We start from the raw sequence: 16,655 nt of genomic DNA, 5'->3' as shown, positions 1-16,655 counted from the left end.
TTTGCAGATGGAAACCAACGAAAAACGGATAGTCGTGCTAAAGCGGATCATCGGCGATATGCAGCTGAAGGATTTTGCGAACCGGTACGACATAGATCCGTCCTATTTATCGCAAGTCCTAAATGGTCATCGAAACCTAGGGGAGCGGGCTGCCCGCAATATGGAGGCCAAGATTTCCCTCCTGCCAGGGACTCTTGAGAATCCAATCATCGATCCAGATGGGTCATCGGTGGCCACTCTTTCGGATCATATGCCGCGTGCCGCAGTAGCCAATGAGGCTGCTCAGTTTGCGGAGATAGCTACCCCAAGATCTCGAGAGATACTTCTAAAAATCGCTAATGCTGCCGCCCAGGGGCGGCTAAGCGATTCCGATATTGAACTGCTCGATCAAATTGCCAGTCGATTTGAGACAGGAGCTTCCAAACAACCGGCATTGGCATCGGCACGGAGCCATAAGCGCCTCAGGGAGCGGCTAGCAAGCGATGATTCACTACCTAAAGCGTGACGCATTTTCTGGTCACTTGAGAGCCCCTGCCAGCAAAGGCATAAGCCCGATTCTGCGCGCAAAAATTCGTATAAATGGCGAATCAGAGCGCTGTTATCTAAAGCCGCTCACAGACTTCATTGCTTGTCCTGACACCGGGAAGCCAGTTGTAAATCAGGAGATCGTAAGCGAGGCTCTGGGCTATGTGCTGGCATCTACGTGCGGGCTTTCAACTCCAAGCATCGCCGGCATTATTGCTTTAGGTAAGGATCAACTTCCGCAAGATTTGCTTTCTGAGCTCGAAGAGATTGGCGGCTCTATTCAACCAAGCTATCTCTGTTGGTTCAGCAAGGATATGGAGCACCCAAACCTTAAGCAGCGGCACTTGTCTGGCATCAACCTTCCATCCCTCGAGGAGCGCAGACTTCGGCGCCTTGCACAGTTCCTTGCAAAGCATGCCGACGCTGCGAAGATTGTGGCGTTCGATGATTGGTTGCTTAACTCAGATCGGAATATGGGAAATATTCTCCAAGCCAGCCTTGGAGCTCTCATGCTGATAGATCATGGTCGCATCCTGGCTTACCCAAATTGGACGCCAGGGTCTGTAGGGTCTATGCCGTGGCGAGCTCAGAACGTACTTGAGAGTTTTATCAATCGATTCACGCCGCGGTGGAGTGAGCTGTTGCCCATCTCAAGCGGCAAACTGATGGCCCTTAATTCTTACGCTTCGAGCTATAGATCTGCTGGAGCAATAGCTTCAAAAAGCGTGCTGTCGAATTTTTTCGAACCGACTGACGTTGAGGCTATCATAGCTCTAATTGATGGCCGACTGGATCCGGCCCCATATGCCAAGGCAGCAGGGTTAATGTTATGAACTCAGTCGCAGGGCTTCGCGCCCGATTAAGCGAACCATCCGAACCCTCAAGCAGGATGCTTGAGGGCGAGTGGCGCCCTATATCTGCCTGTCTTGATGAGGACACTGGTGAGTTCCTAAACGTCGGGGTTCTTTTTGCATATCAAGGCAGGGTCGAGGTTCGGATGCTTGATTCGTTTGATCGAATCAAGTGCCTATACGGAGGCAGGATTGACCCTCATGATTTGACCTACCTATTGAATGACATCGAAGAAACTATCGTGGAGGTGGGCCCTCAGAACCTACCTGAAATGCTCAGCGATTCGATTCGAATTGGCAAAGCCCTGTACGCGTCCGGAGCGACTGCCGAAGCCGTAGTCGACGAGTTTTTCTTCGATGTCGTTACTCTTGGCAAGCCTCATGAAAGGCAGAAGGACGCTGGTTTCCGCTATCGATCAAATAGCAAGGTGCGCGAAACCGTTTTCGAAATCATGAAAGAGAAAATGCATCTTGATGCATCCAAAATCATTCAGGATTCACGGTTCAACCTAAAAATGCATTCTGGTCATCGTATTGAGGTGGATGTCCCCCTGCTCAGTGATACTGCCGCCGGCGGCATAGTTTCCGCTTGGTACAAAAGCCCTCTAGTAGTGGAAAACAATCTTCTTCAAGCCTCCGCCGATCTGTTGTTGGTTAATAGCAACACGAATCGGCAGAAAGCATCGATGTCGGTTCTTGTTCCGACGGCGGAGTCAGGGTTGGATGCGAAGGAGTTCAGCAAACATTACGAGACGACGCACCGTCAGCTTGACCGCCTATCGAAATCAGGGATTGAAATCATCCAAGCTGCATCGGTAGATGTCCTAGCAAACCTAACCATAGACTGGTGGAGAAACGTGGCTTAAAGCCTTTTCGACGACCAATCAGCAAAAAGCAGCCCGCCTTCCAGCGGGCTTTTTTTCGCCCGCAGAAAAATAATTTAGCATTTGCTATTGCGATATGAATTAGCACTTGCTAATTTAAGTCCATCGCAGCGACGAACGCAGCGTAGGGACTCAACAGACCCGCCGCTCTTTAACAATCAGGAATCTTCGCGGATCGATCCCCGGCAACGGGCACAGCGCGAAACACAAATTTCGATCTCCATGCAGGCTCTGGAACCTGCCGGACTCCCCATATGGGAGGACGCCAAACCATGCAAGCCAGCCGGCGAAGAACACCGAACACGAAATGTGTGACGCCGGCCAGGTGGGGAAACCGAGGCGCCGCGCATGGAGCGGAGAGCAACACGGAATTTTTCACTGATGCACCTGGTGACGGGTGCATTGGGAAAACAACCGGGAGTCACAAATGAAAGTCGACAACGAAGTGATGGCGCTGCTCAGCGCCTCGCGCACCGAAGGCAACAAGCTTTTCATCACCGGCGGTCAGCTCGACAAGAACCTTTACCAGCGCCTCGACAAGACCCTGAAAGCCGCTGGCGGTAAGTGGAACACCAAGGCAAAAGCTCACCTGTTCGCCAGTGACGCCGCCGACGCGATCGAAAACATCTTGATGACAGGTGAAGTCACCGTACCGCAGGACTTCGGGTTCTTCCCTACCCCGCCGCACATTGCAAAACAGGCTGCGGATCTCGCCATGATTGGGGACGGGATGATGGTGCTGGAGCCAAGCGCAGGACGCGGCGCCCTGGCGGTGGCCGCAAACTCTGCGGCGGTAGGCGTGATTGTCGATATGCACGAACTGCTCCCTGACAACCATAAGGCGCTGGTTGAACTGAAGCTACCACTGTCGGGCGTTTCAGAGCCGGGCGACTTCCTACAGCTCGAGCCGAAGCCAATCTATGACCGCGTTCTGATGAATCCGCCCTTCGACAAGAAACGCAGCGACATCCACCACGTTGTCCACGCACTGAAGTTCTTGAAGCCAGGGGGCCGGCTGGTGGCGATCATGCCTTCCGGTGTGACCTTCCGCGACGACGCACTGACCCGAGACTTTCGCGGGATCGTAGAGCGGCGCGGCGGAAGTATCGAAACGTTGCCGGAGGCCTCATTCAAGCAAGCCGGGACCATGGTCAACACCGTGCTGGTCGTGATTCCAGCAGCAGCCTAACAACCAGCGCCACGTCAGCCTGACGAAAACTGCCCTTATGCAGCGATGGTTGAGAGCGTGGGTGGTCACGCTGAAAGCTGCCTTGAACCCACCCGATCCTCTCTGTGAGAGCGCATCGGGGTGTGATCTGAATGCGCAGGCTGATGCGCTGTTTACTAGGTACAAGCGGCCACATGCAGAAATGCAGTGAATTGAGCAGCTGGATGGCTCCGCTTCCAAGCCAGCAAAGCCGGAGATCAGCGCCGGCCAGATCACACCCCGATGCGGACGAAACTGCGGCCTATAACCGCCCACCTGCATCACCGCAACAAGCAGATGAATGCCCGGGCTGACGGGCTCACGTACGGGAAAACACCCCTGATGTAGTTCAGGGATCGGATGCGCAAGCATAGTCCGCCGGAGACGGCAGAACGGTCAGACCCGCTTGATGCTGGCGAATCGACGCGCTCGAAATCGTTAAACGTAGACTGGTTTGAGTCCAGCCATGCCGGGATCAGCTCCGGCCATCTGCACCCACCCTTCCCCGCCTCTACCCGTCAGCACTCACCCCGCGCCCATCGGCAACCAGCGGGAAGAAAGAGTGTTGACGAATACAGGTGAACCCGCCCGGAGAGAGTCATGAGCGATTCATTCCAAAGCAAAAACATCATCAAAGCCAGGAGCCCGCACAACTGCGAGTGCTGCCGGCGGACCATCGTCCCAGGTGAGCGCTACATCAATATTGCCGGGAAGTGGGACGGTGATTTTTACGCCGTCAAGACCTGCATGGGCTGCGACAGCCTCGTGGATTTGATCTGGCAGTTCGACGCAGAGCGCGACGGCTTGCTCGCTGATGACGGGCTTCCGTTCCGAGAAGTTATCGAAATCGGCGAAGAGTTCGGCCTTATCTGCAGGGTTCCAGCCCAAGCAATACACCCCGCCTAACCCCAAACACTGGAGGTCGCCATGAGCGATTGGATCAAGGTTGAAGATCTGCCAGACGCCAAACCGGGTGCCTCGTACCTGATGATTTTGGATGGCGTTGAGCAAGCGTGCGTCGAGGTCACCGAGCTGAACGACAGCAAGCGCTGGTTTTACGGCGAGCAAAACGGCGCTTACCCAATCGACGAGATCGAGCTGTTCAAGCTGATTCCCGCCGAATAACGCCACCCTGGAGGCGACCATGAACGCAGCACTGAATATCTGTCAGGCGATGCATGACGCCAAGTCGCCGCCTCCGGTGAGCGAGAGCCCGCAGGAACTGGCCCGGGCTGAATGGCTGTACAACGCCACCGAGCAGTTGGTCCGCTACGGCCGCGACGTGAAGTTCCAGCGCCGCATGTGCTCGCCTCAGGGCGTGAAGGCCGAAGAGTTCGCCCTGGCGGTGGATGAGTACGCAAACAAGCGCCTTGCTGACTGTGAGGTGCACACCTCCGCCCTGGGCTGGCTGTTGATCACCACGGCCTACGGCAAGGGCGACAAGGTGGCCGTGAACGAGCTACTGGGTCACAGCGACCACCCATTCGGCAAGCTGGGAGAGATTGCGGAATCGCTTCTCGCACCGCTGGCTGATGACGCACTGATCGCCCAGGCAGAGGACGACGAGCTATGAGCAACCATGTCGCCATGGCCCGCCTGGGCCTTGAAATCGCCAAGATCCGGCGGTCCTGCACTCCTGTGCCCGACCGCACCTTCGTCATGGGCATGATCGAAATGGCGGAGTTCGCCGAGATCATCGACGCCCCGACTGCCAACCGCTACCGCAATGTGCTGGATGCCAAGTTCGTCGAGCGCAATGCGGAGATCAGGAGTGCTGCAGCATGATCACGCCTATCGTGAAAACGCTGATCGATGAGCAGATTGAAGAGTTGGCCGCCGACCGCATGATCTTGGCCTTCACCCACGCAAAGTGGCTGGGCGCCCTGTCGCTGGCCCATGACGCCGGCATTCCGAACGTCCACGCATGGAGCGGCCGGGCCTGTCTGTGCGGTGAGTGGACCGTGGCATATGAGGTGAAGGCATGACCATGATCTGCGGCCAATGCAACAGGATTGGGATCCACTGGGTCGGCCCCTATGGAAATCTCACCGGGACCAGGTGCCCACATTGTGGCGGCGAGAATTGCCAGCGCGATGTGCAAGCCGAAGATCAGTGCCGTGAGTGCGGCAGCGAAGTGTGCAACGGCGAGTGCTTCGGTGACGACATGATGGGCGCTTCGTCGTGACCGCCCACCAGCGCACCCGGCGCCTCCTCATCTGGCGCGGCTCATTCTCCGCCCTATCCCTCTGCACCTTCCTGATGCTGCTCAGCGCTCTCGCTGATCGCGTAACTCAATAACCCACACCTTCAAGCGCTGCGCATGTCGCGGCAAGGATTTCCCGTGTCCGCACAACAGCAAGTCATCACGATTGACGACATCAGCGCCGACAACGCGCCAGCCATCTACGTGGCAGGCGGCCTGGGCCAGTTCTTCGAGGCGGTAAAGGCAGAAGTCACCGGCGAGGTTCCGGACCTCAAGACCGCCAAGGGCCGCGCGCGCATTGCCAGCCTGGCAGCGACCGTCAGCAAGTCCAAGACAGCGGTCGAGAAGCCTGGTCGCGACTACCTGAAGCGCCTGAAGGAAATGCCAAAGGTCGTCGAGGCTGAGCTGCGCGAGTTCGTCACCAAGATGGACGCCCTGCGCGACGCCACCCGCCAGCCTCTGACCGAGTGGGAAGAGGCTGAGCAGGCCCGCAAAGACAAGCACGTCGATGGCATCCAGGCCATGAAAGACTTTCTGATTTTCGAGGGCGCGCCGAGCGCCGGCCAAGTCGGCCACATCATCGCCATCCTCGAATTGGTTGCGGTAAACGATACCTGGGAAGAGTTCTTGGCCGAAGCCGCCCAGGTGAAGGACGAGACACTGGCAAAGCTGCGCGCCCTGCACGCAGAGCGTGCGCGGTACGAAGCCGAGCAGGCAGAGCTGGCCCGGCTGCGCGCTGAGGCAGAAGCCCGCGCCCTGGCCGACCGAGAAGCAGCGATCGCCCGTGAAGCAGCCGAGCGCGCCCAGCAAGAAGCGGAAGAACGGGTCCGGGCTGAGCGGGAAGCAGCTGCCCAGCGTGAACAGGCCCTGATCGATGCCGCCGAGCGGGAGAAGCGGGAGGCCGAGAACCAGCGCCTGCAATTACAGCTTCAGGCCGAGCAGGCGGAACGCCAGCGCGTTGAAGCAGAGCAGCGCGCCGAGCAAGAGCGGATCGCCGCCGAACAGCGCCAAGCTGAAGCCGTAAAGCAAGCCCGTCTTGCCGAAGTTGCCCGCCAGCAAGCGGAAGCGAATGAAGCCGCTCGCCAGCAGCAGGAGCGCGAAGCCGATCAGGCCCACAAGGTGAAGATCATGGGCGCCGCCAAAGAGGCGCTGATGTCGATGAACATCACCGAAGAACTGGCCAAGGCCATCGTTCTGAAAATCGCCCGCCGGGAAATTCCGAACATCACCATCCATTTCTGAGGAGGCCGTCATGTCCACCGAAATCATCATGCCGGAGCAACGCCGGCAAGCCGTCGTGCCGATCTCGACGGACAACAGCATCATGGCCGTCATCAGCCGGGCGGCCGCCGACCCGAGCTGCGACATCGAAAAGATGGAGCGCCTGCTGGCGATGCACGAACGGATGCAAGCCAAAACGGCTGAAGCCGCCTTCAACGCGGGGATGGCTCAAATGCAGTGCGAGATACCGACGGTGTTCGAAGCCGCGGTGAACCTGCACACCGGCAACGCCTACGCGACGCTGGACGATATCACTCGCATCATCAAGCCGATCATGCAACGACACGGCTTCGCGATCACCTTCAAGGTTGAAAACCTCGAAAAGGCAATCAGCGTCACCGGCATCCTGATGCACCGTGACGGGCATCGCGAGCAGACCACGATGACCTTGCCGGCCGACATCGGCAAAGGGCGTAACGAGGTCCAGGCAGTTGGTTCCTCCACCACCTACGGCAAGCGCTACGTCATGTGCGCGCTGCTGAACATAACCACCAGCGAGACTCGAGACGATGACGCGCAAACGGCGGACGGATCGGACACCGATGACATGCGCGCCCAGGTGGTCGAGGACATCCTTGAACGGGTCGGGCAAGTGACCTCTCCTGACGAATTGAAGGATGTCTGGCAAGCAGCTCTGAAGGTGCTTCAGGCCAGCGGCGACAAGACCGGCTACGACACGGTGAAGATCGCCGTCACCAAGCGGAAAGAGACTCTGGAGGCAAAACCATGATCATCATCAATTGCGCCCAGGGCAGCGACATCTGGCTTAAGGAGCGCGCCGGCTGCATAACCGCGAGTATGTTCAGCACCGCTCGCTCCAAGGTAAATGGTCTGACCGCCCAGCAACGCACCTACGTCGACGCCATTCTGGCCGGACACAGCGAGGCGCGTGCGCGCGATCTTGCTGGATACAAGGCTGGCCCCAAGGCTGAGGTAGTCCAGAAGGCGCTGGATGGGGAAAAGGTGGGCGAGCCGTCGAATGCCGCCCTCACCTACGCCTTCGAGCTGGCGGTTGAGCGGATCGGGGGCGCCCCGCTGGATGGCGGCTTTGAAACGTGGCAGATGCGCCGCGGTCACGAACTAGAGCCGGACGCCCGAATGGAGCATGAGCTGCAGACAGGCCTGATCGTCACTCAAGTTGGACTGGTCAAAACTGACGATGGCTTCTTCGGCGCCAGCGCAGACGGCTTCATCGGAGAAGATGGCGGCAGCGAGTACAAATGCTTCCTGGCCCCCGACAAGCTCCGATCCTTCCACATCGACAACGACGCCAGCGACGTGATTGACCAGGTGCAAGGCTGCATGTGGATCACTGACCGCAAGTGGTGGCATATCGGGATGTACTGCCCCCTTCTGAAACCCGTCGGCCGCCAGCTCTGGTGGCGCGAATTCAAGCGCGACGACGACTACATCGAGAAGATGGAAGAAGACCTCTGGGAATTCAAGCTGCTGGTCGATGACTACGAAAAGGCTCTCAGGAGTAAAGCAGCATGAGTGCATACATCAGCAACGAACTCAGCGCGATCAAGGCGCACGACCCGGCCCGCCACCAACTGGCGGCGCAGGTCGCCCAGTACCTGGCCATGGGCGGCAAAATCACAGGGCCTGAAACGGCCCCGCCGAAAACCGTTGAGCAGAGACGACAAACCCCAAACTTCCAGGGGTCGGCGGCGAAGCTTGAAACCGACCAGCAGGCGGCGCGCATCAGGGTATTGGCGAGGACGCTCAACGCCGTCGAGATCTGCGAGAAGGAAGGGATAACACGGGGAGTCTTGCGCGGGATCGCCCGGCGCTACGGGATCGAGTTCACCGTCGGCGTGAAGCATGCGGTGGCGCCGAACAAAATCACCCCAGAATCCGAAGCGCTGATGGTCATCCAGATCAAGGAGTGCATGGCCAAGGGCATGAACCGGAAGAACTGCCACGAAGCCATCGGCATCAGCTCGACGCTGCTCCTGCGGCTTCTCAAGGACTACGCCATCGATTACCCGAAGATGAAGCCAGCTTTTCGATGAGACGCATCAGCCACCAGGTGCGCCAGCGCCGACGACAGACATGGCTGGATATACCGGCCCACGGAATTGAAGAGGCAGGCCATGGCCGAGGAACAGCAGGAGCCGACGGCGGAAGCGCTCAAGCAGCGCCGGAAGCGCGAGAAGGCAGCAGCGAAGGACGCCGCCTTGGGCATCGAGAAGTTCACGGTGGAGGTTGCAGGGGTGTTTAAACCTGACCTCAAGCAGGTCATGAAGGCCCACGGCATCAACAGCCAGCAGGAGGTTCACCAACTGCTGCTGATGAACCTCATCGCCGCCGACTTCGAGACGCAAGCTTGGATGCTGCGCTGTGTCACGACACCTTATGAGATAACAGAAAAGGTGTCGCGTGAGCTTTACGAGAAGAGCATGGCTGAGATTGCGAGAGATCCCGGCGACGATGTCATTCGGCCAAGCGCCGAAGATTCAATGATGCAGCATTGATAAGAATACGAGCAGCGACCAATGACTCCCATGCGCTATGGGCGGCTTTCGTATCAATGAGATTATGCGCGAGTTCCATCTGCTGGGCTGAATACTCCAACATGCTGCGAATTTGCAGGACATGTTCAACCATCTTCGCATCCGGCAGATTGAGTATATCCACTGCCATGAATGATCTTTCCATGCTCCGAACACGCTCCAAATGCATCGGGCTTCTATTGTTTGGCGATGCATTCAAATACAGCTGATTTACTTCAACCCCTGCAACTTCCGCCATCTTTACCAAAGCAGCTAAGGCAACTTTCTTTTTGTTTTTTTCCGTAGAGGCATCACGTCGTAGTTGAGAGTTGGCAATGAAGATAGCGGCACCAACCCCTGTTAGTGAAGCGGCGGCTTGCACCCAATCGCCACCTTTGAGCTCCATGCCATAGTACTTGCAGATGCCCACAACCATCCACAGCAGAGACGTCCCGAGCAGGGCAATCCAAACGCTCAGCAGTGTCATACCTGCAAATAATGCCCCGCGCTCCTTAAGTTTCACCGGCGAACCCTTCTCTGGTTGAGCTTCCATCAAATACCACTCGTACTCAAATTGCCACCACCGGTTACGGAGGGCGGCGCCTACACGAGGTAATCGCAATGCCTGTTACCGAACAACTCAAGTGCGCCGCAGTGTGACATACCGCGCGAGCGATTTTTTTTTCGACCTATGTCGACCTAAACAATCTTCTCTGAAGATCCATATCTGCTTCTTTTGTAAGCTCATCAAACTCTGGGACCTGGGTAGCAGTTTTTATCAACCATTCATTTTTGAGAAATTCATCATAATGACGTTGGAGCATCGTTGAATAAACCTCTGCATTGTGGTCGCCGTCATTAGTTCTAACCCACCTAAAAAATGACCGCAAACAACTATTGAAGTTTTCAGTTAAGTTTAAGAGTTCGTTGTATTTGTTTGAAAAATCTGCCCCCCAGATAGCCCGGGCCTCCAACAAAATCGCGAGAAATTCGGCTTTAGAATCTTGGTTCTTTTGCAAGCGTCTTTCCATGGGGACAATAAATCGCTCTACCAATCCCTCTGGAAGTTCTGCTATCCCGAAGTGGAACTGTGTAACAGCAAACTGAGCGTCATTGTAGGCAGTGCGTGAGGTTTCTTTGTACCTCAGTGCTGCTACAGCGACTCTATGTGCTAGAGCATGATCAGCTTCACCGCTGACTTGATGTCTCCAAGCATTGACACCAATCATCGCAACTCCAACCGCGAGAATGGTCGCTACCGATGAAAAAATCTCAAAAAGATCATGGATGTCCTTCACCTTAAAGAAATCGGTGCCTATAGGAATCGCGCCCCAAATCGCCCCCACGCAAAGCAGTAGTGCGCACCCGAGCCAAACAACCCAATCATGCTTCATAAAACCCTCCATGCAATGATCAAACTATGCCATTGAGGCTTACCTATGCCCACAGAAAACAAACAGGCCGAGCCGCTGAAGGTTGAGCGCTCGACAATCACGAAGCTGATGATCACCGGCGCGCCGCGGCTCGACCCGATCACCGTTTTCCTCGAGGACCTGGCGCCTGACCGAGGCAAGATCACCGTCAGCTGCTGGGGCAAAAGCTGGACGGCCTATTGGGGCGGGATGTGGGAAGGCCACACAATCGCTCAGTTCTTCTGCGAGCTGAACACCAGCTACATCATCGGCTACTTCGACCAGAACCTGCGGGCAAGACGGTTCAGCGGTGAAGCGCTGGCAAACGAGGCGCGGCGCCTGGTGCTGAAAGAGCGCCGCCAGTTCATTCACGACGCTTACTGCGCCCGCGAGCTGTTCGATGCCGCCGAAGATCTCCGCGACTCGCCGTCGATTGATCACCTGCATGGAGCGCACAGCGAACTGATGACCACGCTGTTCGGGGATGAGTGGTGGCACATGACCAGCGGCGCCACGGAGCCAAATCCGGACTGGACCTACCTGGAGCGGATCATCCTGGCAGTTCAGCAAGCTCTTCGCCAAGAACCGCAGCCGGTAGTGAATGCCCATGATCTGGTATCGATGGAGATTTCAGGATGAACAATCAGTGGAAGCTGGTGCCGGTCGAACCGACCGAAACCATGGTGATCAACGGATTCGAGTCGGTGCCGAACGAGTGCTTCACCGATGAGGAAGTCTGGGAGCAGTACCAAGAGATGAGCGGCTGCCAGCAAGCGGCGTTCCGCGCGAAGCTGTGCTGGGCTGCAATGATCGGCGCAGCTCCTGCATTGCCGGAAGAGGATGCGCAGCCGGTGGCGTGGGCAAACTGGAAAGTCGACACCCGATCATATGTGCCATACCGCACCAAAGAGGAGGCACAAAGAAGCGTAGAAGCGTCTGAAATTTCGGCTACTCAATTGGGGCCATACAGAGTTGTTCCGCTCTTCAGCCACCCAGGCGCGGGCAATCTAGCCGAGCACTGCCACTTACAACGGGCAAAGCTGGCTGAGAGCAACGTCGAGCGCCTCACCGCCGAGCGTGACGCCCTGCAGGAGCGCCTGACCACCGCCGACCAACGCATCGACGATCTCGAAACACAGCTCGCCTCTACCGAACAATCACGCAGGGCATGGTTTGACAGTAGCCAAGCAGCGGATAAGCGGATTGATGGGCTGACCGGTGCTTCCTCGCGGGCGGCTGCTGACATTGTCGCCGAGCGCCAGCGCCAGATAACGGCAGAGGGATACAAGCCGGACCGTGACGACTGTTACAGCTTCGGCGAGCTTGCTCTTGCCGCAGCCGGATATGCTGCCAGCGCAGGCGGGGCGCGCTCAATCGGGCGCCAGCTCTTCCGGTGGGACGATGTGCACTGGAAACCATCGACTCCACGCCGTGATCTGGTCAAGTCAGGCGCCCTGATCCTCGCCGAGATCGAGCGTATCGACCGCGCGGCAATCACCAACACCCCGCAGTAACTCCCTCCCCCTTCAAAGTCAGCCGCTACTTCGAAGATGCTGATTGGCGAGTGTTCGAACCTGCATCCGCTGCCAGCTGACGAGCGCGACCGACCCCCCAAGCCAAAACCCTGGTCATCGATTCGCCTGGGTGTGAGTCATCACTTTCTTCGTGCAACGCTATGCCGTCGGGAGCATAAATGCCGATGAACATTTCAGTCTTTCCGGTGCGCGATAACCTGACCTGCACGTCGATGTAAGTCCCATCATTAAGAGTTTCATCGTGTGTTCTGTTGTGGAGTTCGGGGTCTGCCCACGCCCAGAAGATCTCGCCTCGAAGTCTCATAGAGCCCTCCCGCCCACTCCTTGTGATGGTCAGTAGAGTCTAAAACTAGACCCGTGCAAATGAAGTGCAACCGTGTCGAAACGATATCTGACAACTGGTTGTAACAGCTGTACGGATTCAAATTCCCTGTACAACTTTCAGCCGCTATAGCGGCAAGGACGAAGTCATGCCTGAAGAAAACCAAACTCAAGCATTCGAACTCGATGGCAGCCAGCCGGCTCGCCCCGATCTGCGCTGCTACAGCGTCGGCGATCAAGACTGGGTCGCCGCTACAAGCGAAGACGAGGCGCGTCGCGTACTGGCTGAAATGAACGGGGACGATCCAGCCGAATATGCGGATTGGGATGTGGCGCTGACCACCGACAAAACGCTCGATATGCAGTGGACCGACGAAGATCCGCCGCACGCCGAATGCGGCTGTCTTCGTGATTGGCTGGCAGAAGCAACTGAACCCACTTACCTGATGGGTACGGAGTAACGCCATGAAGCTGACAGACAAACAGCAGAGCGTCTTCGGGGAGTTGCGCAAGATCGGCCGGGAAAACGCTTACCACTATCGTGGCGTCACACCTCACCTGCACCAGGATGACTGCGCAAGGCTGGCAAAGGGTGACCAGGCGTGTGTGTTCGGCATGGGCGGTCTGACCTATCAGGTTGGGCACCGCCTCGGAGTTGCTGCCCCATCCGTGCTGAGCATCTTCAAGGCGCTTCGGCAGAAAGGGCTGGTGATTCGTGAGGAGTCCTATCCGGACTACCAACGTGCGCGGTACTGGTGGCCTGTTGGCTTGGCTGCCGAGCTCTCCGCCGAACTCCTGCCTGCCAGCGAGGTGACGCCATGATCGCCCTCGCCTGGTTCACCTACGTGTACTGCTACAAGGGACCGCGGTGATGAGTGAGTATCAAATCATGGTCGGCGATTGCCTGGAGCTTCTGCGACGAATGCCGGACAGCAGCGTCGACAGCATCGTCACTGACCCGCCGTACGGCCTTTCCTTCATGGGAAAGAAATGGGACTACGACGTTCCAGCAACCGAGGTTTGGGTAGAGTGTTTGCGCGTACTCAAGCCCGGCGGACACTTGCTGGCATTCGCCGGGACTCGCACTCAGCACCGCATGGCGGTGCGCATTGAAGACGCCGGTTTCGAGATCCGCGACATGATTGCGTGGGTCTATGGATCTGGATTTCCCAAGTCAATGGATGTGAGCAAGGCGATCGACAAGGCTGCCGGTGTTGAGCGTGAAACTGTTGGCCGGAAGAGCGGCAGAGCCGCAACACCGGTTGCGGACATGCGCGGCGGAAACTACGCAAACAACCCTTCCAGTCGCATTGATACATCCGCTATCACCGCGCCAGCCACCGACGAGGCCGCCCAATGGGAAGGCTGGGGCACTGCTCTGAAACCAGCAATGGAGCCTATTACCGTGGCGCGGAAACCTTTCGCCGGCACAGTCGCGGCGAACGTCCTCAACCATGGCACAGGGGCGCTGAACATTGAGGCCTGCCGTGTCGGCGTGGTCGACGCAGATTACGCGCGTAACTGCTCTGGTGATCGCATGGCCGCGGGTACTCGACCAGCTGATGCTCAGGGTGTAACCAGTCTTCGCGCTGGTGGTGGATCAGCGGCATCTGGGCGGTGGCCTGCCAACCTGATCCATGACGGCAGCGCGGAGGTGGTCGCGCTGTTCCCTGCTCAAGCTGGCGCAGCGGCGCCCGTGACTGGCAACGAACCGACAGCCAACGGATTCAGCGGATCCGTGAAGTACAGCGGTATGCGAGCCCGGGCACCTGGTGCATTCCACGCCGATATCGGCAGTGCCGCGCGGTTTTTCTACTGCGCCAAGACCAGTCGCAAAGATCGAAACGAAGGTCTGCTCAGCTCGAACGCTCCCGCTGTCGCCAAGGATGCAACCATGCGCGACTGCGAAACCGCTGAGTGGAGTACTCGCAACGGCAACAGCCATCCCACGGTGAAGCCGACTGACCTGATGGCCTACCTGCTGCGCCTGGTGACACCGGCCGGCGGCGTTGCGCTCGATCCCTTCATGGGCAGCGGAAGCACAGGCAAGGCCGCTGTGCGCGAAGGTTTCCAGTTCATTGGGTGCGAGATCGACGAGCAGTACGCGGCGATCGCCCGGGCGCGTATCGATCACGAAGTCACCCGACAGCAAGAGCTGCAAGCGGAATCTGATCAGCTCGATCTATTCGGCACCGCCTAACCCCTCCCCCAACTCAACAGCCTGCCGGTGTACGGCGGGCGAGGAATTCGTATGCCTGAACTCAAATGCGAATACGGCCACACCATGCGGGTCGGCACCGATGAATGGATCAACCAGCTATCGCTGGATCAGCTCCGTTATGCCCGCCAGCAGATGGCCGACAAGATCGAAAAGGCAGAGCAAGGCCCGCGACGCACGGTCTGGCTGGTAGATGACGGCATCACCATTGATGGCTTCTATCGCGAGGAAGCGTTCGCCGATGCCGCCGACCACCTTCTTCGGATCTACAAAGACACGTTTTTGAAAGAGGCGAAGCACTTCAGCGGCGGGCCCGGCTCCGTCCACGACTTCAAACAGTCGATCCCGCACATCGAACCTCGGCGCGTGACTCAGCATGAATACGACACCGAGTGGTTCCCAGCCAACCCCGAATAACCATCTTCTGCCGCCACGCGCGGCATGGAGCATCACATGATCATCCAGTTTTTATCTCACGAGGAGGTTTGCGAGCTCACCGGCGCGCGGACCAAGGCGGGACAGATCCTCAACCTGAAAAAGAACGGCGTCCGCCATACGATTAAAGTGAACGGCTGGCCGAGCGTCACCGCGATGGCGGTCACCGCCGTCGGCGCATTTGAATCTGAAAAGCCCGTATGGAAATCACGTAAGGCCAGCTGACATGGGAAGACGACCAAGTAAACCCGGCTCGATCGCCAGGCTGCGGGAACGCAAGAAAGCCAGCGGCCGGGTGTTCTACTACTACGACACGGGCGGCAAAGACCGCAAGGAAATTCCCCTGGGCAGCGACTACGGCTTGGCGATCATGGAGTACGCGAAGCTTGAGCGTGATCGCACCGCAACCGATCTGGTCGCCAAGGTCATCACGTTCCGCTACGTCGCCGAAAAATACATGGTCGACGTCGTCCCCACCAAAGGCACGGCGACCCAGGCTGACAACAAGCGCGAGCTGAAGAATCTGATCGCTTTCTTCGACGATCCTCCCGCGCCGCTGGAAACGATCGAGCCGTTGCACGTACGCCAGTACCTGACATGGCGCAAGGCCGCGCCGGTGCGCGCGAACCGCGAGAAGGCACTGCTCAGCGCCATCTGGAATTACGCCAGGGATAAAGGCTACACATCCCTTGCCAACCCGTGCGCGGGCATCAAGGGCAACAAGGAAACCGGGCGGGACACGTATGTCGAAGATGCGCTGTTCAAGCGTGTGCATGACAAGGCAGACGTGGGCCTACAGGACGCAATGGACCTCGCCTATCTGACTGGGCAACGGGTGACCGATACCCGGCTGATGGACGAGCGCGACGTGCGCGACGGGCAGATTTGGGTGCTGCAGGGCAAGACAAAGGCGAAGCGTCGGATCGAGATAACGGGAGAGCTGAAGGTTTTGATTGATCGAATCATGTCCCGGAAGTCAGAACACAAGGTCCGCTCGACGCGGCTGATCGTTACAGAGGACGGCACACCGATGACGGTGGCGATGTTGCGAAGGAGGTTTGACTTGGCCAGGGAGGCGGCCGGCGTGCCGAAAGCTGAATTTCAGATGCGCGACTTGCGCGCCAAGGCGGGTACCGATAAGGCTGAATCCAGTGGCGATATCTTGCAAGCCAGAGATCAACTTGGGCATACGACGGTGGTTATGACCGAGCAGTACATCCGCAATCGAAAAGGCAAAAAGGTCATGCCTACCAAGTGAATTGCGGACCAACTCCAAAATTGCGGACCA

Annotated in this window: 25 protein-coding genes; 22 read left to right on the top strand and 3 right to left on the bottom strand. The window is 57.7% G+C overall.

The window, feature by feature from the left end; genetic code table 11:
* Window positions 1-7 precede the first annotated feature (7 nt).
* The 14 genes from IB249_RS24985 to IB249_RS24920 all read left to right on the top strand — a co-directional run bounded on the left by IB249_RS24985 (window position 8) and on the right by IB249_RS24920 (window position 9,428).
* Window positions 8-505, top strand: a complete 498-nt coding sequence (locus IB249_RS24985; RefSeq protein WP_192308417.1) for a hypothetical protein — start codon at window positions 8-10, stop codon at window positions 503-505.
* Window positions 483-1,358, top strand: coding sequence for a hypothetical protein (locus tag IB249_RS24980; protein WP_192308416.1), 876 nt, complete (start codon window positions 483-485; stop codon window positions 1,356-1,358). Before IB249_RS24985 ends, IB249_RS24980 begins: the two co-directional genes overlap by 23 nt.
* A 164-nt stretch (window positions 1,359-1,522) precedes the next feature.
* Window positions 1,523-2,242, top strand: coding sequence for a hypothetical protein (locus IB249_RS24975; RefSeq protein ID WP_192308415.1), 720 nt, complete (start codon window positions 1,523-1,525; stop codon window positions 2,240-2,242).
* A 445-nt stretch (window positions 2,243-2,687) separates the two neighbouring features.
* A complete protein-coding gene (locus IB249_RS24970; RefSeq protein ID WP_192308414.1) occupies window positions 2,688-3,449 on the top strand; it encodes a class I SAM-dependent methyltransferase in 762 nt (253 codons plus the stop codon).
* Between the two features lie 618 nt (window positions 3,450-4,067).
* Entirely contained in the window at window positions 4,068-4,373 is a 306-nt protein-coding gene (locus IB249_RS24965) for a hypothetical protein (protein ID WP_192308413.1), read from the top strand.
* 21 nt (window positions 4,374-4,394) lie between these two features.
* Window positions 4,395-4,592 (top strand): hypothetical protein, encoded by a 198-nt coding sequence (locus IB249_RS24960; protein WP_192308412.1) that lies wholly within the window; start codon window positions 4,395-4,397, stop codon window positions 4,590-4,592.
* Window positions 4,593-4,611: 19 nt separating this feature from the next.
* On the top strand, window positions 4,612-5,040 hold the full coding sequence (locus IB249_RS24955; protein ID WP_192308411.1) for a hypothetical protein: 429 nt from the start codon (window positions 4,612-4,614) through the stop codon (window positions 5,038-5,040).
* A complete protein-coding gene (locus IB249_RS24950) occupies window positions 5,037-5,252 on the top strand; it encodes a hypothetical protein (RefSeq protein ID WP_192308410.1) in 216 nt (71 codons plus the stop codon). The genes IB249_RS24955 and IB249_RS24950 overlap by 4 nt, the downstream gene beginning before the upstream one ends.
* Window positions 5,249-5,452 carry a hypothetical protein gene (locus tag IB249_RS24945; protein WP_192308409.1) on the top strand — a complete coding sequence of 68 codons (204 nt, stop codon included), beginning with the start codon at window positions 5,249-5,251 and terminating at the stop codon, window positions 5,450-5,452. Before IB249_RS24950 ends, IB249_RS24945 begins: the two co-directional genes overlap by 4 nt.
* Window positions 5,453-5,808: 356 nt before the next feature.
* Window positions 5,809-6,912, top strand: coding sequence for a hypothetical protein (locus tag IB249_RS24940; protein WP_192308408.1), 1,104 nt, complete (start codon window positions 5,809-5,811; stop codon window positions 6,910-6,912).
* 10 nt (window positions 6,913-6,922) lie between these two features.
* The gene (locus tag IB249_RS24935) at window positions 6,923-7,681 is read left to right on the top strand and encodes an ERF family protein (protein WP_192308407.1); all 759 of its coding nucleotides are present in this window, start codon (window positions 6,923-6,925) and stop codon (window positions 7,679-7,681) included.
* A complete protein-coding gene (locus IB249_RS24930; protein WP_192308406.1) occupies window positions 7,678-8,445 on the top strand; it encodes a lambda exonuclease family protein in 768 nt (255 codons plus the stop codon). Before IB249_RS24935 ends, IB249_RS24930 begins: the two co-directional genes overlap by 4 nt.
* Window positions 8,442-8,966 carry a hypothetical protein gene (locus IB249_RS24925; RefSeq protein WP_192308405.1) on the top strand — a complete coding sequence of 175 codons (525 nt, stop codon included), beginning with the start codon at window positions 8,442-8,444 and terminating at the stop codon, window positions 8,964-8,966. The genes IB249_RS24930 and IB249_RS24925 overlap by 4 nt, the downstream gene beginning before the upstream one ends.
* 81 nt (window positions 8,967-9,047) lie before the next feature.
* Complete coding sequence (locus IB249_RS24920) at window positions 9,048-9,428, top strand: hypothetical protein (RefSeq protein WP_192308404.1); 381 nt, start codon at window positions 9,048-9,050, stop codon at window positions 9,426-9,428.
* On the opposite strand, the gene IB249_RS24915 is transcribed toward IB249_RS24920, so the two are convergent.
* Both IB249_RS24915 and IB249_RS24910 read right to left on the bottom strand, forming a co-directional pair.
* Entirely contained in the window at window positions 9,388-9,999 is a 612-nt protein-coding gene (locus IB249_RS24915; protein WP_192308403.1) for a hypothetical protein, read from the bottom strand. The genes IB249_RS24920 and IB249_RS24915 overlap by 41 nt on opposite strands.
* A 136-nt stretch (window positions 10,000-10,135) precedes the next feature.
* A complete protein-coding gene (locus IB249_RS24910; protein WP_192308402.1) occupies window positions 10,136-10,840 on the bottom strand; it encodes a hypothetical protein in 705 nt (234 codons plus the stop codon).
* A 45-nt stretch (window positions 10,841-10,885) separates the two neighbouring features.
* Here IB249_RS24910 and IB249_RS24905 point away from each other — a divergent pair, with 45 nt between their 5' ends.
* Together IB249_RS24905 and IB249_RS24900 are read left to right on the top strand one after the other, a co-directional pair.
* Window positions 10,886-11,497, top strand: coding sequence for a hypothetical protein (locus IB249_RS24905; protein ID WP_192308401.1), 612 nt, complete (start codon window positions 10,886-10,888; stop codon window positions 11,495-11,497).
* Window positions 11,494-12,372, top strand: coding sequence for a hypothetical protein (locus tag IB249_RS24900; RefSeq protein ID WP_192308400.1), 879 nt, complete (start codon window positions 11,494-11,496; stop codon window positions 12,370-12,372). Before IB249_RS24905 ends, IB249_RS24900 begins: the two co-directional genes overlap by 4 nt.
* Before the next feature lie 25 nt (window positions 12,373-12,397).
* Here IB249_RS24900 and IB249_RS29865 read toward each other — a convergent pair whose 3' ends face one another.
* Entirely contained in the window at window positions 12,398-12,697 is a 300-nt protein-coding gene (locus IB249_RS29865; RefSeq protein WP_225607193.1) for a hypothetical protein, read from the bottom strand.
* Between the two features lie 166 nt (window positions 12,698-12,863).
* Here IB249_RS29865 and IB249_RS24895 point away from each other — a divergent pair, with 166 nt between their 5' ends.
* The 6 genes from IB249_RS24895 to xerC are packed head-to-tail and all read left to right on the top strand — an operon-like array spanning window position 12,864 to window position 16,625.
* Entirely contained in the window at window positions 12,864-13,175 is a 312-nt protein-coding gene (locus tag IB249_RS24895; protein WP_192308399.1) for a hypothetical protein, read from the top strand.
* A gap of 4 nt (window positions 13,176-13,179) precedes the next feature.
* Window positions 13,180-13,536, top strand: coding sequence for a hypothetical protein (locus IB249_RS24890; RefSeq protein ID WP_192308398.1), 357 nt, complete (start codon window positions 13,180-13,182; stop codon window positions 13,534-13,536).
* A gap of 49 nt (window positions 13,537-13,585) precedes the next feature.
* Window positions 13,586-14,914, top strand: coding sequence for a DNA-methyltransferase (locus IB249_RS24885; RefSeq protein ID WP_192308397.1), 1,329 nt, complete (start codon window positions 13,586-13,588; stop codon window positions 14,912-14,914).
* Window positions 14,915-14,965: 51 nt separating this feature from the next.
* On the top strand, window positions 14,966-15,349 hold the full coding sequence (locus IB249_RS24880) for a hypothetical protein (protein WP_225607192.1): 384 nt from the start codon (window positions 14,966-14,968) through the stop codon (window positions 15,347-15,349).
* Between the two features lie 36 nt (window positions 15,350-15,385).
* A complete protein-coding gene (locus tag IB249_RS24875; RefSeq protein ID WP_225607191.1) occupies window positions 15,386-15,592 on the top strand; it encodes a DUF4224 domain-containing protein in 207 nt (68 codons plus the stop codon).
* A 1-nt stretch (window position 15,593) separates the two neighbouring features.
* Window positions 15,594-16,625 (top strand): tyrosine recombinase XerC, encoded by a 1,032-nt coding sequence (gene xerC, locus IB249_RS24870; RefSeq protein WP_056785289.1) that lies wholly within the window; start codon window positions 15,594-15,596, stop codon window positions 16,623-16,625.
* Window positions 16,626-16,655: the final 30 nt, after the last annotated feature.

This window comes from Pseudomonas sp. PDM04 (assembly GCF_014851765.1).
Taxonomy (GTDB): Bacteria; Pseudomonadota; Gammaproteobacteria; order Pseudomonadales; family Pseudomonadaceae; genus Aquipseudomonas.
Note: the sequence above shows the minus strand (reverse complement) of the source record. Positions and strands in the feature narration are given on the sequence as shown.

Excerpts from the sequence above, each read along its gene's own strand:
- IB249_RS29865 (WP_225607193.1), bottom strand. The coding sequence starts at position 12,697 with ATGAGACTTCGAGGCGAGATCTTCTGGGCGTGGGCAGACCCCGAACTC.
- IB249_RS24975 (WP_192308415.1), top strand. The coding sequence starts at position 1,523 with ATGCTTGATTCGTTTGATCGAATCAAGTGCCTATACGGAGGCAGGATT.
- IB249_RS24895 (WP_192308399.1), top strand. The coding sequence starts at position 12,864 with ATGCCTGAAGAAAACCAAACTCAAGCATTCGAACTCGATGGCAGCCAG.
- IB249_RS24915 (WP_192308403.1), bottom strand. The coding sequence starts at position 9,999 with ATGGAAGCTCAACCAGAGAAGGGTTCGCCGGTGAAACTTAAGGAGCGC.
- IB249_RS24900 (WP_192308400.1), top strand. The coding sequence starts at position 11,494 with ATGAACAATCAGTGGAAGCTGGTGCCGGTCGAACCGACCGAAACCATG.
- IB249_RS24945 (WP_192308409.1), top strand. The coding sequence starts at position 5,249 with ATGATCACGCCTATCGTGAAAACGCTGATCGATGAGCAGATTGAAGAG.
- IB249_RS24930 (WP_192308406.1), top strand. The coding sequence starts at position 7,678 with ATGATCATCATCAATTGCGCCCAGGGCAGCGACATCTGGCTTAAGGAG.
- IB249_RS24950 (WP_192308410.1), top strand. The coding sequence starts at position 5,037 with ATGAGCAACCATGTCGCCATGGCCCGCCTGGGCCTTGAAATCGCCAAG.
- IB249_RS24910 (WP_192308402.1), bottom strand. The coding sequence starts at position 10,840 with ATGAAGCATGATTGGGTTGTTTGGCTCGGGTGCGCACTACTGCTTTGC.
- IB249_RS24880 (WP_225607192.1), top strand. The coding sequence starts at position 14,966 with ATGCCTGAACTCAAATGCGAATACGGCCACACCATGCGGGTCGGCACC.
- IB249_RS24965 (WP_192308413.1), top strand. The coding sequence starts at position 4,068 with ATGAGCGATTCATTCCAAAGCAAAAACATCATCAAAGCCAGGAGCCCG.
- IB249_RS24955 (WP_192308411.1), top strand. The coding sequence starts at position 4,612 with ATGAACGCAGCACTGAATATCTGTCAGGCGATGCATGACGCCAAGTCG.
- xerC (WP_056785289.1), top strand. The coding sequence starts at position 15,594 with ATGGGAAGACGACCAAGTAAACCCGGCTCGATCGCCAGGCTGCGGGAA.
- IB249_RS24885 (WP_192308397.1), top strand. The coding sequence starts at position 13,586 with ATGAGTGAGTATCAAATCATGGTCGGCGATTGCCTGGAGCTTCTGCGA.
- IB249_RS24890 (WP_192308398.1), top strand. The coding sequence starts at position 13,180 with ATGAAGCTGACAGACAAACAGCAGAGCGTCTTCGGGGAGTTGCGCAAG.
- IB249_RS24925 (WP_192308405.1), top strand. The coding sequence starts at position 8,442 with ATGAGTGCATACATCAGCAACGAACTCAGCGCGATCAAGGCGCACGAC.
- IB249_RS24905 (WP_192308401.1), top strand. The coding sequence starts at position 10,886 with ATGCCCACAGAAAACAAACAGGCCGAGCCGCTGAAGGTTGAGCGCTCG.
- IB249_RS24980 (WP_192308416.1), top strand. The coding sequence starts at position 483 with ATGATTCACTACCTAAAGCGTGACGCATTTTCTGGTCACTTGAGAGCC.
- IB249_RS24935 (WP_192308407.1), top strand. The coding sequence starts at position 6,923 with ATGTCCACCGAAATCATCATGCCGGAGCAACGCCGGCAAGCCGTCGTG.
- IB249_RS24985 (WP_192308417.1), top strand. The coding sequence starts at position 8 with ATGGAAACCAACGAAAAACGGATAGTCGTGCTAAAGCGGATCATCGGC.
- IB249_RS24960 (WP_192308412.1), top strand. The coding sequence starts at position 4,395 with ATGAGCGATTGGATCAAGGTTGAAGATCTGCCAGACGCCAAACCGGGT.
- IB249_RS24875 (WP_225607191.1), top strand. The coding sequence starts at position 15,386 with ATGATCATCCAGTTTTTATCTCACGAGGAGGTTTGCGAGCTCACCGGC.
- IB249_RS24970 (WP_192308414.1), top strand. The coding sequence starts at position 2,688 with ATGAAAGTCGACAACGAAGTGATGGCGCTGCTCAGCGCCTCGCGCACC.
- IB249_RS24920 (WP_192308404.1), top strand. The coding sequence starts at position 9,048 with ATGGCCGAGGAACAGCAGGAGCCGACGGCGGAAGCGCTCAAGCAGCGC.